The sequence below is a fragment of the Alphaproteobacteria bacterium SS10 genome (assembly GCA_019192455.1).
GTDB lineage: Bacteria > Pseudomonadota > Alphaproteobacteria > TMED2 > TMED2 > TMED2.
In genome coordinates this window covers 94,880-110,082 of the sequence record JAHCML010000005.1, presented here as the reverse complement: position 1 = coordinate 110,082, position 15,203 = coordinate 94,880, and the positions used below count along the sequence as shown (strand labels likewise).

The 15,203-nt window shown below is 57.8% G+C and carries 13 protein-coding genes; 8 read left to right on the top strand and 5 right to left on the bottom strand.

Annotated elements, in window-relative coordinates; all coding sequences use genetic code 11:
- Positions 1–20 precede the first annotated feature (20 nt).
- From KI792_09445 to KI792_09425, 5 genes are all read left to right on the top strand, one after another.
- Positions 21–971: an ABC transporter permease gene (locus tag KI792_09445; GenBank protein ID MBV6633241.1), complete on the top strand. Its 951-nt coding sequence runs from the start codon at positions 21–23 to the stop codon at positions 969–971.
- A 15-nt stretch (positions 972–986) separates the two neighbouring features.
- Positions 987–1,988 (top strand): ABC transporter permease, encoded by a 1,002-nt coding sequence (locus KI792_09440; protein ID MBV6633240.1) that lies wholly within the window; start codon positions 987–989, stop codon positions 1,986–1,988.
- The gene (locus KI792_09435; GenBank protein ID MBV6633239.1) at positions 1,989–3,740 is read left to right on the top strand and encodes an ABC transporter ATP-binding protein; all 1,752 of its coding nucleotides are present in this window, start codon (positions 1,989–1,991) and stop codon (positions 3,738–3,740) included.
- Between the two features lie 104 nt (positions 3,741–3,844).
- The gene (locus tag KI792_09430) at positions 3,845–5,413 is read left to right on the top strand and encodes an ABC transporter substrate-binding protein (protein ID MBV6633238.1); all 1,569 of its coding nucleotides are present in this window, start codon (positions 3,845–3,847) and stop codon (positions 5,411–5,413) included.
- Between the two features lie 576 nt (positions 5,414–5,989).
- Positions 5,990–8,539, top strand: coding sequence for a M23 family metallopeptidase (locus KI792_09425; GenBank protein ID MBV6633237.1), 2,550 nt, complete (start codon positions 5,990–5,992; stop codon positions 8,537–8,539).
- Between the two features lie 135 nt (positions 8,540–8,674).
- Here the strand turns inward: KI792_09425 and KI792_09420 are convergent, their stop codons facing one another.
- Both KI792_09420 and KI792_09415 read right to left on the bottom strand, forming a co-directional pair.
- A complete protein-coding gene (locus KI792_09420) occupies positions 8,675–9,331 on the bottom strand; it encodes a hypothetical protein (protein MBV6633236.1) in 657 nt (218 codons plus the stop codon).
- Positions 9,332–9,333: 2 nt separating this feature from the next.
- Positions 9,334–9,963, bottom strand: a complete 630-nt coding sequence (locus KI792_09415) for a hypothetical protein (GenBank protein MBV6633235.1) — start codon at positions 9,961–9,963, stop codon at positions 9,334–9,336.
- A 306-nt stretch (positions 9,964–10,269) separates the two neighbouring features.
- On the opposite strand from KI792_09415, the gene KI792_09410 reads away from it, so the two are divergent.
- Both KI792_09410 and KI792_09405 read left to right on the top strand, forming a co-directional pair.
- Positions 10,270–11,460 (top strand): hypothetical protein, encoded by a 1,191-nt coding sequence (locus KI792_09410; protein ID MBV6633234.1) that lies wholly within the window; start codon positions 10,270–10,272, stop codon positions 11,458–11,460.
- An 8-nt stretch (positions 11,461–11,468) separates the two neighbouring features.
- Entirely contained in the window at positions 11,469–11,741 is a 273-nt protein-coding gene (locus KI792_09405; GenBank protein ID MBV6633233.1) for a hypothetical protein, read from the top strand.
- On the opposite strand, the gene KI792_09400 is transcribed toward KI792_09405, so the two are convergent.
- From KI792_09400 to KI792_09390, 3 genes are all read right to left on the bottom strand, one after another.
- Positions 11,728–13,617: a glycosyltransferase gene (locus tag KI792_09400; GenBank protein ID MBV6633232.1), complete on the bottom strand. Its 1,890-nt coding sequence runs from the start codon at positions 13,615–13,617 to the stop codon at positions 11,728–11,730. The genes KI792_09405 and KI792_09400 overlap by 14 nt on opposite strands.
- A gap of 42 nt (positions 13,618–13,659) precedes the next feature.
- Positions 13,660–13,968: a hypothetical protein gene (locus tag KI792_09395; protein ID MBV6633231.1), complete on the bottom strand. Its 309-nt coding sequence runs from the start codon at positions 13,966–13,968 to the stop codon at positions 13,660–13,662.
- Between the two features lie 87 nt (positions 13,969–14,055).
- On the bottom strand, positions 14,056–14,553 hold the full coding sequence (locus KI792_09390; protein MBV6633230.1) for a hypothetical protein: 498 nt from the start codon (positions 14,551–14,553) through the stop codon (positions 14,056–14,058).
- Positions 14,554–14,737: 184 nt separating this feature from the next.
- Here KI792_09390 and KI792_09385 point away from each other — a divergent pair, with 184 nt between their 5' ends.
- Positions 14,738–15,202, top strand: a complete 465-nt coding sequence (locus KI792_09385) for a hypothetical protein (protein ID MBV6633229.1) — start codon at positions 14,738–14,740, stop codon at positions 15,200–15,202.
- The last annotated feature ends 1 nt before the right edge of the window (position 15,203 follow it).

Here is a 15,203-nt window from a genome sequence, read left to right as displayed (position 1 = left end):
TGTGGAAGGCGCCCTATTTCGTGCTGCTTCGTTTGATTACACGCCGGCTTCTTTTTAGCCTTTATACCTTACTCGCCGTCGCAATATTCGTGTTTATAGTGGCGGAAACACTTCCCGGCAGTGCAGCACAAGCAATGCTTGGCCAGTCCGCCACCCCAGAGACAGTCGCCGCCCTGGAGCGGGAGCTGGGCCTCGATCAACCGGCGATCTACCGGTTCTTCTACTGGCTCACCAATATGCTGCAGGGTGATTTCGGGATCAGCTACTCAACCCGCACACCGGTGGTTGACCAGCTGGCACTCCGCTTACCGCCGACCCTGATGCTCGGTGGCCTCGTCACCATCATCGCCGTGCCTACCGCCCTATTGCTCGGCCTGATCTGCGCGATTAAGCCTGGCACCATCATCGACCGGGGCATCAACACCCTGGCGCTCTGCCTGATCTCAATCCCGGACTTCCTGCTCGCCACCTTGTTGGTGGTTGGCTTTGCCGTGACCTTGCAATGGTTACCGGCCATCTCGAGCGTCACACCGGATATGAGTACGGTAGAGGTGTTGCGAGCCCTGGCGCTGCCGGCCGCAACGCTGGCCCTGATCGTGATTGCACCGATGGTGCGGATGACCCGGAACGCGGTCATTAACGTCCTTAGCCAACCATCGATTGAGATGGCGATGCTGAAAGGTGTACCGCCACGCCGGATCATCATGCACCACGCCCTGCCAAACGCGCTGGGCCCGATCGTCAATGTGATCAGCATCAACCTCGCCTATCTGTTGAGCGGGGTGATCATCGTCGAATTCGTCTTTGCCTATCCGGGCGTGGCGAAGTTCATGGTGGATGGCGTTGCCTCCCGGAACATGCCGGTTGTACAGGCCTGCGCCATCTTCTTCTGTACCGTTTACATCGGTCTCAACTTGTTCGCGGATGTGGTGGCCATGGTGGCCAACCCACGACTGCGGCACCCGAAATAGGCTGGAGCGACCATCATGACTAAAATCGCACGGCCTGAAGATGCCCAACCGCCCGAAGAGGCAAGCCAAACCGGCGCGGTCGAAATCGATCCCGTCATGGCGGTGGAGCCAAAGCGCCCGCTGCTGCAACGCATCCCGAACTTTGGGCTGCTCGGCTGGCTAGGCATCGCCATTCTGACCTTCTGGACCTTTATCGCCATCTTCGGCCCCGCCCTCGCCCCCTACGGTGAGAGTGAGATTGTCGATGGCTCAATGGCCTTCTCAGAATTCGGTGAGATCGGTGCATTCGGTCTCGATTATCTGGGCCGGGATGTCCTGTCCCGCCTAATGTATGGCACCCGGACGACCCTTGGCTTGGCGCTTGCCGCCACCATCATCGCCTTTGTTGTGGGCGGTGGCCTCGGCATCATGGTTGCCATTATTGGCGGCCAGGTTGAGAACATCACTAGTCGCTTCATCGACGCTATCGTGTCCTTCCCGGCGATCATGCTGGCCCTGGTCATTATTTCCGCCATCCCGACCGCGGATTGGCGCCAAGACTTTGGCCTCTTCAGTGTGGACATTACGGGCAGTGTCCTGGTGTTGATTGCCCTGGTGATCACCGTAGGCCTGATTGAGGGCGCGCGGGTTTACCGGATTGCCCGGGCCCTGGCCCAGGACATCATGGCGATGGATTTCGTTGAGATTTCCCTTGCCCGTGGTGAGAGCAAGATGTGGGTCTTGTGGAATGAGATCATGCCTAATTCTCTGGTCCCACTATCGACCGAGTTTGGCCTGCGCTTCACCTATTCCATCCTGCTATTGAGCGGCCTTAGCTTCCTTGGCCTTGGGGTGCAACCACCCTTTGCCGATTGGGGCGTGATGGTGCGTGAGAACACCCTCGGCCTGACCTTTGCGCCGCATACCGTGCTGCTGCCCGCCATCGCCATTTATACGGTGACCCTGGCCGTGAACTTCCTGGTTGATTGGAACGTCGCGCGCAGCAACGAAAACATCTCTGACGAGTTGGTGAAGTAAATGGCTTCTGATACCGCTGACCTTAACACCGACACGTCGGCCAAAACTGGGCCGCTCCTCTCTATCAAGGATTTACGCCTTGGGACCGTGCCGAACCGCGGCCGGAGTAAGGCGATCCTGCACGGCATTACGATTGATGTGCAGCCCGGTGAGGTTGTTGCCCTGATCGGTGAATCTGGCGCTGGTAAGTCGACCATCGGCCTTGCCACCCTCGGCTATGTTCGCCCGGGCTGTGAGATCACCGGCGGCGAAATCATGTTCCGCGGCACCGACATCCTGCAGATGTCGATGAAGGAAAAGCGGCAGATGCGGGGTAAGGATATCGCCTATGTGGCGCAATCCGCCGCCGCCGCCTTCAACCCCGCACACACCATTGGCAGCCAGATCCTGGAGGCCGCCGAGATCCACGGTGTGATGAGCAGGTCGGAAGCGAAAGAACGGATGATCGAGCTGATCACCCAAATGCAGCTGCCGAACCCGGACACCATCGCCAACAAATTCCCACACCAGGTGAGTGGCGGTCAGCTACAGCGCCTGATGGCCGTGATGGCCATGACCTGTGGCCCAAGCCTAATCATCTTCGATGAGCCGACCACGGCGATTGATGTGACCACCCAGGTTGAGGTGCTTGGCTCCTTCAAGGACGCCATCGCCAATCAGGGTGCCTCGGCCATCTATGTTAGCCATGACCTATCCGTGGTGGCACAGATTGCGGACCGGATTGTCGTCCTTCGACATGGCAAGATTGTTGAGGAAGGCATCACCGAGCAGATCATCAACTCACCACAGCATGAATACACCAAGATGCTGATGGCGGCCGCCCGGCCCATGCCCGATGCTGATGGCAACATGCCCGACGGCACGGCTGCCGGTGCCAGCAACGAACAGCATGTCCCGGAAAAGGATGCGCCACTGCTGGGCATCAAGGACATGTTCGTCCAGTACCGTGATAAAGAGACGAATAAGCCGTTCGATGTTCTGAAGAACATCAACCTCGACATCGAGAAAGGCGAGATCGTCGGCATTATCGGTGAGAGTGGCTCCGGCAAAAGCACCATGGCCCGCGCCATTGCCGGGCTGACCAAGCGGAAGTCTGGCAGCGTCTCCTTTGAAGGCATTGAGATGTTGCCCGATGTGCGCGACCGCGATCTGATCTATCGCCAGCGCATCCAGATGGTGCACCAGATGCCCGACATCGCGTTTAACCCACGCAAGACCGTGCGCCATGCGCTTGAGCGGCCGCTTGAGTTCTTCCTCAAACTGGGCCCAGCTGAGCGGCGCCAACGGGTCGATGAGTTAATGGAGATGGTTGAGCTTGATCCAAAGCTGGCCAATCGCCTCCCCCGGGAGCTGTCCGGCGGTCAAAAGCAGCGGGTCAATTTGGCTCGTGCGCTGGCGGCTGAACCAACCTTGGTTCTTTGTGATGAGGTAACCTCATCACTGGATACGGTGGTTGGTGCCGCGATCATCAAAATGATCCAGTCCTTGCAGCGGAAACTTGGTATCACCTTTGTGTTCATCAGCCACGACATCTCAACTGTCGCCGCGCTCGCTGACCGAATTGCGGTGATGTACATGGGTGAGATCGTCGAGATTGGCCCCACCGCTGAGGTGCTGCAACCGCCCTCGCATCCCTACACGAATCTCCTCCTCAAATCCGTGCCTGAAATGCGCACCGGATGGCTGGAGGATCTCTTGGCCAGTGGTGAGCTTGAAGCCGCCGCAAGCCAAGTTCAACTGGCTGGTGCCTGACCTAATTGGGTCATGGTGACAGCTACCTAATTGTTGTTTTTTGACCGGTTGGTGCCGTTCCCGGTGCCGGCCAACGCCTTGATCTCATGGGAGAAATGAAAAACATGACAGATCAAAAGAAGAGCCTACCTACCGCACTTGGCATGGATCGCCGCCAATTCACGGCCGCTGCCGCTGCCGGTACGGTTGCCGCAACCAGCGGTGTTTCCGTCCCTGCCCTAGCTGACACGCCACGTCGTGGTGGCCGGTTCCGGATCGGCTGGACCTCCAGCAGCGCCGACGACACCATGAACCCAGAGCTGCACACCAGCGCCAATGACTACATGCGTAGCTATCTGGCCTACAACATGCTGGTCCGTTACGGCCAGGATGGTGCAGCAGAGCCTGACTTGGCGACCTCTTGGGAAGCCAATGACGACGCCTCGGAATGGACCTTCACCCTGCGTGATGGTGTTGAGTTCCACAACGGTAAGACCCTCGATGCAGAGGATGTGATCTACTCGATCAACCTGCACCGCGGTGAAGATACTGCCTCGGCGATGAAGAGCAATCTGGCGCCAATCACCGAGATGAAGGCAGACGGCAAGAACGTCGTTCGCATCACCCTCGATGGCCCAAATGCTGACTTCCCAACCCTGTTGGGTCAGCCACAGGCAGCCATCGTGCCAGCAGGTCACACCGACTTTGCCAACCCAATCGGTACCGGCCCATTCAAGGTCGTCCGCTTTGAGCCAGGCCTTGGTTTCCTCGGCGCCCGTAACGAGAACTACTTCCTCGAGGGCAAGCCTTACTTCGATGAAGTTGAGATCATCGGCATTGAAGACACCCAGGCCCGGGTTAACGCCCTGCTGACCGGTGACGTGCACTACGTTAACCGCGTTGGTGCCCAGTCTTCCCGTTTGATTGAGCGGTCACCAACCACCGAGCTGATGGTTGTCCCATCGAAGCGGGTGCTTGGTTTCCCAATGATGATCGACCGGGAGCCGACCAACAATCTCGACTTCCGCCTCGCCATCCGGAACCTCATCAAGCGTCAATCGATGCTGGATGACATCCATAAGGGCTATGGCGTTCTGGCGAATGACGTGCCAATCGCGCCGTTTGAGCAGTACTACAACAACGACCTGCCACAGCGTGAGTTCGACCTGGATAAAGCCAAGTTCCACCTGAAGAAGGCGGGCATGGAGAACGCCACGGTTGAGCTGAACACCTCACTGGCGGTTGACTCAACCGCGCCTGACATGGCCCTGCACCTGAAGGAAAGCGCGGCTGAAGCTGGTCTGACGATCAACATCAACCGTCGCCCAACTGACGGTTACTGGTCATCCGTCTGGCTGAACACGCCGTTCAACATGGTCACCTGGAACGCCCGTCCGACCCCGGATGCGATCCTGACCATCGCTTACATGTCTGATGCGAAGTGGAACGAGAATGCTCTCGACTTCAAAGATATGGATAAGCTGATCGTTGAAGCACGCGGCACGGTCGACGGTCCTAAGCGGGCTGAGCTGTACCACGAGGTCCAGCGCATCCTTTGGGAGCGTGGTGGTTCCGCACTGCCAGTGTTCACCAGCTGGCTCGACGGTGCTTCCTCCAAGCTGCGCGGCCACACCGGTAACCCAACCGGTGAAGGCGACAGCTATCGGATCGCTGAATACGGCTACTTCGCGTAAGCCAAACGCTGATCAAACAGCTTTAAAGACCCGCCGGTCATCAGCCGGCGGGTTTTTTAAAACCCAATCGGTTGCTTGGCGGTGTCGAAAAACCCATCCCCGGCAATTCATTTAAAATGTTAGAGAAATACCCTCTATCTAGGTTTTCTGCGGCTTTCCACGATCACATGAGGGTGATCTAATGGACAAAGAGCGCAGTTTTTCCTAGCCTCAGAACGCTAAGTTCGGCACACTCTAATATCTTATAGGGGGTGATGATCGGGGCTCGGCCATGACGATGGCCTTGTCTGATGTGTCCAAACAGATGGTGTTCCATCATCTTGTAACACGTCTAATCCGGTCAGCCGCAGCAGAAGCGGGTCTTTGGGGGACGGCACTATGTTGCGATCGCGTAGACGATTTGGTGGTTGGTTCGGCCGTGGTTCTGGTCGGCGTGCGCCCGGTGGTGGCAAACGCTGGCGCCGCGGCATTACCCGTTCGCCTGTAGCATCTATCAGTATTATTGCGATTTGCGCGCTTATCCTGGCGGCGGCGGTTACCTCAAGACCGCAGGCTGGCCACTGGTGCCCATGTGGCGTGGGCGCGGCCTTTGTCGCCGCAACTGGCGCCAGCATCACCGCCTTCACCGTTGGTTTAACCACCGAGCTTTACCTCGTGCTCTGGAGTGGTTTTGGCGCGATCAAAGCCCAGGTCGACGGTAACTCCGGCGGCTTCCCAGAGGTTAAGAGCTATCAAACCCAAGTTTACGCCAACACAGAGCGTGAACAGCTCGCCTATCAACAGACGATGGACTCCCTGCGCCCCGCAACCATTGGTTTCCAAACCAGTGCGGCTTCCGGTGCTGGCGCCGCTGAGCTGAATACTAATCTCGCTCGCGATGCCATCATGCAGGAGAATTACGAGCACCAAACCAATATGACGGTGGGCACGGAGAACCGAAACGCGCCAAACGCCGCCTACATGATCAACCGCCGGCTTGAGAAGTATTGTAGCCGCCGCGATGCCGCCCTCGATCGTTGTGACCTGCCCGAGGATGAGCGCCTAATTGACGCCGATGTTGATGCCTCGGTGATTGAGGCTGAAACGCTTGATGAAGCGATGATCGAGCCCGCGCTCGACCGCTGCCGGAACCTGGCGGGCCATCCAACCGCCGCATTGACTGGCGAAACCATGGCGACCCCTGCTGGTCAGGTGGATATGCTGAACCGGGCGTCTGCGGATGGCCGTGCTCTGCTCTCCTTTGCCATGTGTGATTACCTGGTGGCGCTCCGCACTGAACTGCCTGAAGATTCTCTGAAGGCCTGGGCTGATGAGGTGCTGCAGCGGATTACGGGTGGTGTTGGCCTCGCCCCGCCTGGTGGCTCCTGTGGCTCTTACGGTGCTGGCAGCTTCTTCCCGGTTCGCCCGGCCGATTGCAGCGCGTTTACTGCTGGCACGACCCACGGCACTGGCCGCCCGATGACCCCATCTGAGGCTAGCCTCGCCAACGCAGTCTACTCACACATGATCGGTGCTGGCCTGAACCACGAAGTGGCCACCGCAACCGCAATCACGGTGATGAAAGAGACCGGCAGTGGTCGCGCCTGGGTTGAGACTGCCTATACAAGCAACTGCCCGGTGAACCTTCGCGGCCCAACGGTTTGCTCCACCTCCGAAGCTTATGTCCCACCTGGCTCACGCCCGTCATGGATGCGGAATAGCGGTCGCGAGACCTATGTCCCGACCGGCGTCGGCCTCATCCAATTCTCCGGCTGGGTTGGTGATTCACCTGGTCGTGGCGGCCCGAGTGACTCAGACGGTTGGGGTGAAGGTGCCGCGCTGAATGGTGTTGTAGAGAAATGCGCCCTGGTTCCGCCGGGCATGCACCCAGATGCCTGCACCGGCAGCTATGAAGAAGCGCTACAGAATAACCTCGGCGCGCTAACCCATGTGCTGTTCAATGTGAACACCGGGGCTAAACAGCAGCTACGTCGCGACTTGGCCAACGCCAATTCCATGTCTGAAGCGGCACGGATCGTGACCCAAGACTGGATCCGTCCTGCTGACCAGGCCACCCGCTACAACGAGATTATGGCCCTGGCTGGCATGCCGAATAATGTGGCTGAGGGCACCTGTTCCTTTGGTCCGATGGCATCCACCACTGATGGTGGCACATCAAGCGGCGGTGGCGGCGTTCTAACCCGCACCTCCACCGGCCCGACCGGTGGCGGCTCACTGCCACCATCCGGTGGTATCTCTACGCCGTTGGTGAACCCGCTGCCAGGTGGCACCCGCCAGACCGATTGCTTCGGCTATCGCGGCGGTCGTCAGCCACCACGCCCACACAAAGCTGTCGACTTGGTTAGCCCATCCGGCTCAATCCATGCGGCTGGTGACGGTGTGGTGCACCGAGTGGTGAACAGCTGTACCCAAGGCGACCGCGAGTGTGGCGGCGGCTGGGGTAACTTCATCGAGATCCGTCACCCCGACGGCACCATGACACGCTATGCGCACAATGCCTTCGGCAGCGCCCAGGTTTCCCAGGGCCAGACGGTTCGCCAAGGTGACCGGATCGCGACCATGGGCAGCACCGGTTGGAGCACCGGCGCACACCTTGATTTTGGTGTGATCCTGGCAGATGGCACGACCATTAACCCGCATGCTGTTGTCGCGAACCTGCCATCAAACCGGGTCTGCGGTACCTGGAATGGTCAGCAGACCACTGAGTGGTATGCTATCAATCCAGATGGTTCCCACGTGACCATGAATGGCCAAACCATGCCGCCATTGGTTGCCGATGCGACCTATTCCGGTGGTGGTGGCCTGCCACCAACTGCCGATACCGGCAGCATTGGTGCCTGTGGCCACACGGCAGATCTAGGCCTGAACATCGAAGCTGAGCACATCTCCCACCTTCAACTGATGAAGATGGTGGCGGAGTATCGGCTTCAGGATCCAGGCTGGGTTGAGTTCGTGATGACCAAGGCGAGCCGCCCACAGCTGGTTCGTGAGCTGGCTGCGGTTCAGTCGATCCGCAACTACATGGGCTGGCAGTCAGTTGAGCGTCAGATCCAGACCGCGACCGTGGTTGCAGCCTGGGCCGCCGCTGAAGCAGAGCGGACCTATCAGCAAAGCGACAATGAGTAATCGGCGCTAGCTGACCGCCACTAAAGCAACCGAACACGGGCATTAGCCCAAAACAAAAGGCCCCGCCAAACGGGGCCTTTTCTATATCTTGGCGCTAGCAGCCTATCGACCTATCCAAGCGAGGATGGGCAGCGGTTATTGCTGTGGCAGGCGATAATCCCAGATACCGGCAATACGGGGCTGGTCTTCCTTAGTGACAAAGAAGATCTGGGTATTGGACCGATGTGACTGTTCAGGGTCAACGAACACCACCTCCACCACATAGCCATCGCTCATGCGGATATCGTCAAAGATTTCCTCATACCCCTGGCCCTGCCCGGCAGTTTCTAGCCAAACATCGACGTTGTGGAGGATCAGATGGCGGATTGCATGCTTCTGTTTCTCACGATACCCGTCGAGCGCCTCGGTCAGATACCATTGCTGGAGCGAACGGCGCAGGTCCTGGCGATCACCAACCTCCCCGCCTTCAATGTAGAAGGGGAATGACACCAGGCTCTCAGCGGCACGCATCTCGAGTGAATTCAGGCCATCAGCCCAAATCACCACATTCTCAACCAACCGCTGCTGGAACGCATCGAGCTCAAAGGCATAGCTTTGGAGCTCCTGGAAATCGGCGCGGAACAGGTGCTGCGGCAGGCCCGCTGGGAATACCAATGGCATCTGTCCAGAACCAGCAACCACGCCCTCTGGGTTTTGTGCCGGGACAACGGATGGCACCGCCATCCAGGTACCAATGGCCAACGCAAGGCAGACACTAATTGTTGGTAGAGATCGCAACGCTTTCTTGCCCATGATTAGTCATAGTCCCGCTGGAAAAAATTATGGTCTGGCGGCAGACCAAGATCAGTAAGTTCAAGCGCACCGAGCCAAAGGATCCCAGAACCCGCCATGGTTAGGGTTAGGCTAATCCCGGTGATGCGAGAGCTGCCGACAGGGTTGCCAAACTGAACCGGGAAGCTGCTCCAATCAAACCGTCCATGGCCAGAAGAGAATGCGGTGCCGAGCTCATAGCTGCGCCCGGTGTCGTAATTGATTGCCAGGCTGCTGCTAATTGGGCCAGAGACACGTTCGGCCTTAATCACGGTGGTTAACTGGAATAGGCCCAAGCCTAAGCCAGGCTCTGGCGCGGTATAGGTTACCAAAGGCAGGCTTTGTGGTGCGGTTACATCAACCCGCATCGTCGGCGAGCCGCGGAACACCTCATCATTATCGACCCGCCATGGATCCGTGCCCGGTAGGCCATTGCTTGCCATATCCCAGCGCTGCAAGGTGGCAGGGCGCATTGGGCGGATGTCGGTGGCGACATATTGTGGGTCTGGATCGCGGCTGATCAGGTCTTGGGCGCCGGCCAAACCCGGTGCCATGAGGCCGGCAGCGCCAGCGCCGATCAGGAAGTTCCGGCGTGCAAATAGTCTTGAATTCATAATCAACCGGTTATCGCTGTTTAGAGGGTCGATGTGAACCCTGGCAGGCCCCAACCACGACCGTGGATATCAGCACTGGCTAGTATACGCCAATCTGCTGATAAAGCATGCAAAATTCCCGGGACCGAAACATGGCAATCCTGCGGTTAAGCTGTGGCAAACAAAGCCAGAAATCACGTTTCGACCATTGCCAGAAAGCCATTTCGTCGGCATTCTTGACCAATAGGGAATCTTGGGCAGACGTGATGGGAATGAAACCTGACCAAGTCGTGATGGGATGAACCGTAGCTTACAGCGCTAACCTTTATGGCGATTAACCGGCATAAGCGTGCGACCGATGCACGAATGCGGGCCACCACTAAGGCCCAACGGGAGCTGGCCTTTGCGGCCGCGCCGGTACTTGCCGACTTCACCGCTCAGCTGTTCTCCGGCCTCAATGTTGAAATCAGCCCAGTAAATCTAAAAACCAGACGCGGCCTCTCAACCAAGGCTGAGAAAGACTACGGCAAGGTTATGTCGTCGGTCGGCGATGCCGTCCGTCTGAAGGTTACCTGTGATGATTGGCGGGATATTGAGCAGGCACGGCACCGGCTATGGCGTAAGCGAGAGCTGGTCATTGCCCGCTATGGCAAGCTCGCCGATTCAATGGAGCATCCGTCAGAGCCGCTACTTAAAAAAATCAGCGATGCATTCGCCGAACCAATGGAGCACGGCTACCGCGCGATCAATACCAAGCTTCGGATGCCGAATGGCGTGATCGCCGAGATCCAGGTTGTGCACCGGGCGATGGAGAATGAAAACCAGCGGACCCATGGGGCCTACGACCAGCTAAAAGAGCTGCTGCAAGAGGTGGGCGATGATCCGTTCACCATGCAACAGGCCGAGCGGTACGAGACGCTCGTCGGTCGCTTGACCCGGATGTATGACCCGGTGGCAGCCGCCAATGGTTTGAACAATCTGCTGTCGGGTGACGCCGCCCGAAAGATTGCCGAACGAGAACAGCGAATGCAGCGGATCAAAGTCGCGGCACGTGTTCTGCAAGATCCGGATTCCAGTGGTCAGGATAGAGACATTGCCAAGCGGCTGGCGCGGCCTTCCAATCGCCATGGCAGATCACCGTTAGATCGACAAATCGATAGTCTGCTCGCCCTTCGGGACAAGGTTGACCATGACGGTATTCGGGCAAACCCAGAAGAAGCATTGGCCCTGGCACGGGGTATCAACCGATTTGCCGCCCAATGGGAACGCCTGCCCGACACCATTCAGGAACGCTTGGTCGAAACCGGCCTAGCGCTCAATGGCCGAACAAGCCGCAGCTTTGGGGCGGCACAGGATGGCCTGGGCCAGAAGACGTTGGACCTGGTGATTGGCGGTGATCAGGTCGGGGCGAATGAGCTCACTAAGCCATCATCTAAGCCAATCCAACCTGACCGAGATGCAGTGGCACCAGAGGCGCCAGCGCAGAAACGGGCCGGCGGCTTAGAGCCAGGGTTCTAAAGACGCCAGTGTCTGACCAAGCCCAAAAAGCCCCAACGGATCTCACCATCACCTACCACCTGATGGAGGAGTTGCCGGTTGCTGTCGCTAGACACCCCGATGGTCGTCCCTATCACGCTGTGCGATATGACGAAGACAGCGAGAAGCTGAAGGGCGATGCCATGATCTTCATGGCGTTCCTAGACGGCACCGACATTGATGAGATTGATCGCGCCGCCTTCCTATCAGCCCTACAAGAGCTTGATTGCAGCGGCGGTCCGGACTGGCTCAACCTGTCTTAAGATCAAGCTGATTGGCAACCTGCTCTAGCCGTTCGGCGTAGGCCGCACCGGTAACCTCCAATGAAAAGCGGGCATTGGCATTACCAACATCTGGCACCGCTTCACCGGCACAGATTGCTTCATATACCTGCCGCATCTCAGCGGCGGCTGCACTGATATCTGGCTCAAACCAACGGCTCTCTGGTTCTGCCCAGGGGTATTGGTCTGGCTTGACGCTAATCTCAGCCGCCGCAATCGGATGGGCCAGCGGATGATCCATGAAATCGGCATTACCCGATGCATTGGTCGCGATAACCGGCTTGCCCAACAGCATGGCCTCAACCAGGGTTCGGCCAAACCCCTCACTGCGGTGAAGTGAGATATAGGCGTCCGCACTCGCCATGAGGTCCCAAACCTCTGCCCGATCAAACCGGGCATCGATGATCGTCACCCGATCATCATCGCCAATTGTGTTCTTCAGGGCGGTTAGCATCTCCGGTTCCTGGCGACCGCTGAGGGTCTTTAAGACCAGATGGGGTTGTCGGCCACCATCCACCGGCTCAGAAAAAGCCCGCTGGAAGGCAATAAGGGCGGCCATAGGGTTCTTACGCGCCGGATAGGATTTCGCATCAAAGACGTACAGGAAAACGACGTCGTCGCTTGGCATGCCAAAGGCGCTACGGTTCTCTTGAACCTTAGGTGGGGCGACCACCGGCAGTGGCAGCCGATGCACCGGCACCGATAGATCGGAAAAAGCATCGGCGGCAAACTGGGTGCTGGCCCAAACCTCATCCACCAGACCCTCTGCGAACTGCCAGGCTTTGGGTAGCCGTGAAAGCTCCCATGGCCAGTAGCCAATTCGATACCGAGCCGGGTTCCTAGCCAGTGGTGATGTAAGGCAGACCCGGGCCATTTCCATCGCTGTTAGGCAGTAGATGGCGATCGGCATTGTCGGCTTTGAAACAACCAAATCCTGTAAGCTTAAATCGCCAGTGGGCGTTTCCTGGCTGGGTGCGATGTCGACAATCTCAACCGGGATACCTTTGGCCATCAGGGCCCGTGCCACAGTTCGCGCATCCTCACCAATACCCAGCTCACCATAGGCAAAACCGTAAATGGTGACGCCAAATTCAGGGCCCTTTGATCGGACCGTAGATGAGTTGTCAGATGGCTGATCCGGAACCGCATAGATCCGTTTGGGCCGTTCAACATCTAGGGCCTGGTACCAAGCCCTGGGCGCCAAACTGGCCAGCCCCATCGAGGGTAGCTTTCGCACCAGCATCCAGCGGGCAAGCGCCTCCACATGCTTTGGACGCTTAATATCAATCTTGGCTTGAAGGCGTTCATCACGCTGCCAGGTCCGCAGCATTAACCGAGTTATCGGAACAAGGTGCTTATCAGAACCCTCAAGATCAGGCGCTGGCGCGTTTAAATAGGCCGCCGCCTCAGCACCGATTAGGCCTGGCATCTCAAACTGTTCAACACCATGGAAAACGGTGTTCCAGAACAAGGCGTCACGGCCTTCGGCATTGGTGATGTCAAACGCCTCCCGCCAATCCGGCAAGTATCGCCAGATCATCAGCATGCCCTCAGACAGCGGCGGCTCGTCATCCCCCTGCTCAACATCTACCGGTAAGTCAGCCGGACGGCCGAAGGTGGCAAACCGGCGGATGTCTGGCCGCACCTGGTTAAGCGGCGGATACTCTTTGTCCGATGTATGGAGGAACCAAAGTAGGAAACCAAAGGGATCAGTGCCCAGCTCACGCAGATCGGGACGCGTCAGCCAAATGGTCATAAACGCATCAACGACCTTGATAGAGCCAAGTTGGCGTTCGGCCAACGCGCCGAGCGTATCAATCAAGGCATGCCGGAAAGACAGTGGATCGGGTTCAGCCATGACCGTTGGACCCTACTAAACACCCCGTGGCGGTGTCTTGTTCTAGGTATCTGCTTGATCTAAGGCGGCCTGCTGTCGGCGTTGGGCCCGCATACTCATGAAGAGTGGGACCGGCAGGATCAGCAGAAGCAGCATCACCAAGCCCCAAAAGCCGCCGGTAACCTTGGTAACCGTTGCAATCCATCCCGGCAGCGGCTGGCCATCCTGACAAGTGCCACCACCCTCCGCGCAACCGACGAAGATTGCCACGGTTCCGATGATAGCGATGAACAGGCTGGCAATGGTCAGCCGGGTGATAATGGCGACCACGCGCTTGATGGGCAGTGTTGGTGGGTTTTGAGCGTCTGTCATGATGCATGGATATGGGGCAAAGCGCGGGCCGGGAAACCCGATCAGGCGCACAAATAGCCGCAGTATCAGATCCTGTCACCTGCACGGTTACACATCGTGGCGAAGCATGGTGGTCAGATACCGCAACAGGTCGAGCAAGGTGTCATCAACGATGAGGCGCCCATTCTCAATCTTCAAATTGAAATGCACCTCACGAAACGGCATGCCGGCGGTGCTAAGCTCGACCAAATCACGGATGGCATTGCGCTGAACCGGGGTGGTGAGTGGCTGCAGTTGCCAGTCAAAGAAACTCGCAATTGTGCGCATCCCACGGATTGCGTCGAACAGCTTACGGCTATCCATATCCAGCGAGTTACGGGTGTAGCCGTACTCATCCGCCATATGGCAATAGGCGGTCAAAACCAACTTCCAGGTCAGGCTGCGCCGCTGTTCGAAGCGGACAGGATCTGACTCAACAGAGTTGGGGTCCATGGGATGGCCATGACCATCACGCACAACCAGCCCATGCTCGAACAGCACCTTTGCCAAGGTGAAGAACTCTGTTTCGAGTGGTTGGCGTTCGGTTGGGTCGTCGACGCGTTCCATGGGCCGTCAGAATATTGAAAACCTGAAGAAATCAGCGTAGCACGGTAGCTAAGGCCCGAAGCCGTTAACGGCCTCTTAATGGTCATTTCGCCAACCACCTGTGTCCTCAAAAATGCCTTTTGATCACCCCTCGCCCAGACCGATACGACCATTGGTCGTCATCGCTGTTCTGATTGCCCTTGTTATGGCTGGAACAGGATTGCAAACGGCGGAGGCTCAACGCATCTCACCGAACCGCTCGGCAATTCAAATTGCCCTTATGATTGGTGCCGTGTCCGATGCATTTGAGGGGCGGAGCGATGAGGCAGGCAGGTACAGTAATCTACGCCCTGATTTGATTGTCCGCCTGAATGCAGCGCCGCCTAGCTTGGTTGTTGATGGCGCCCTGACCGCGCCCTGGCAGGATGGGGCGATTGAGGCAGCCCCCTTCACCGGCGACCCAAACTTCGCCCGTTTTCATATGGAGAATGTGCCGGCCATCCTCTGCCTCGACATGGCGGTAATCCTGATCAATCAGCAGGATGTCATCGGGCTCTATATTGATGGTCAGCAGGTGGCGATGGAGCAGCAGAGCCTGGGCGAATATCTGGACCAGATTGCCCCTCAATGCGGGGATCAACCGGTCAGTATCGACGTCATCGTCAGCTAAG

Bases quoted from the DNA above. Each gene is read 5' to 3' on its own strand.
- KI792_09385 (MBV6633229.1), top strand. From the start codon at position 14,738: ATGGCTGGAACAGGATTGCAAACGGCGGAGGCTCAACGCATCTCACCG.
- KI792_09415 (MBV6633235.1), bottom strand. From the start codon at position 9,963: ATGAATTCAAGACTATTTGCACGCCGGAACTTCCTGATCGGCGCTGGC.
- KI792_09435 (MBV6633239.1), top strand. From the start codon at position 1,989: ATGGCTTCTGATACCGCTGACCTTAACACCGACACGTCGGCCAAAACT.
- KI792_09390 (MBV6633230.1), bottom strand. From the start codon at position 14,553: ATGGAACGCGTCGACGACCCAACCGAACGCCAACCACTCGAAACAGAG.
- KI792_09400 (MBV6633232.1), bottom strand. From the start codon at position 13,617: ATGGCTGAACCCGATCCACTGTCTTTCCGGCATGCCTTGATTGATACG.
- KI792_09410 (MBV6633234.1), top strand. From the start codon at position 10,270: ATGGCGATTAACCGGCATAAGCGTGCGACCGATGCACGAATGCGGGCC.
- KI792_09420 (MBV6633236.1), bottom strand. From the start codon at position 9,331: ATGGGCAAGAAAGCGTTGCGATCTCTACCAACAATTAGTGTCTGCCTT.
- KI792_09440 (MBV6633240.1), top strand. From the start codon at position 987: ATGACTAAAATCGCACGGCCTGAAGATGCCCAACCGCCCGAAGAGGCA.
- KI792_09395 (MBV6633231.1), bottom strand. From the start codon at position 13,968: ATGACAGACGCTCAAAACCCACCAACACTGCCCATCAAGCGCGTGGTC.
- KI792_09430 (MBV6633238.1), top strand. From the start codon at position 3,845: ATGACAGATCAAAAGAAGAGCCTACCTACCGCACTTGGCATGGATCGC.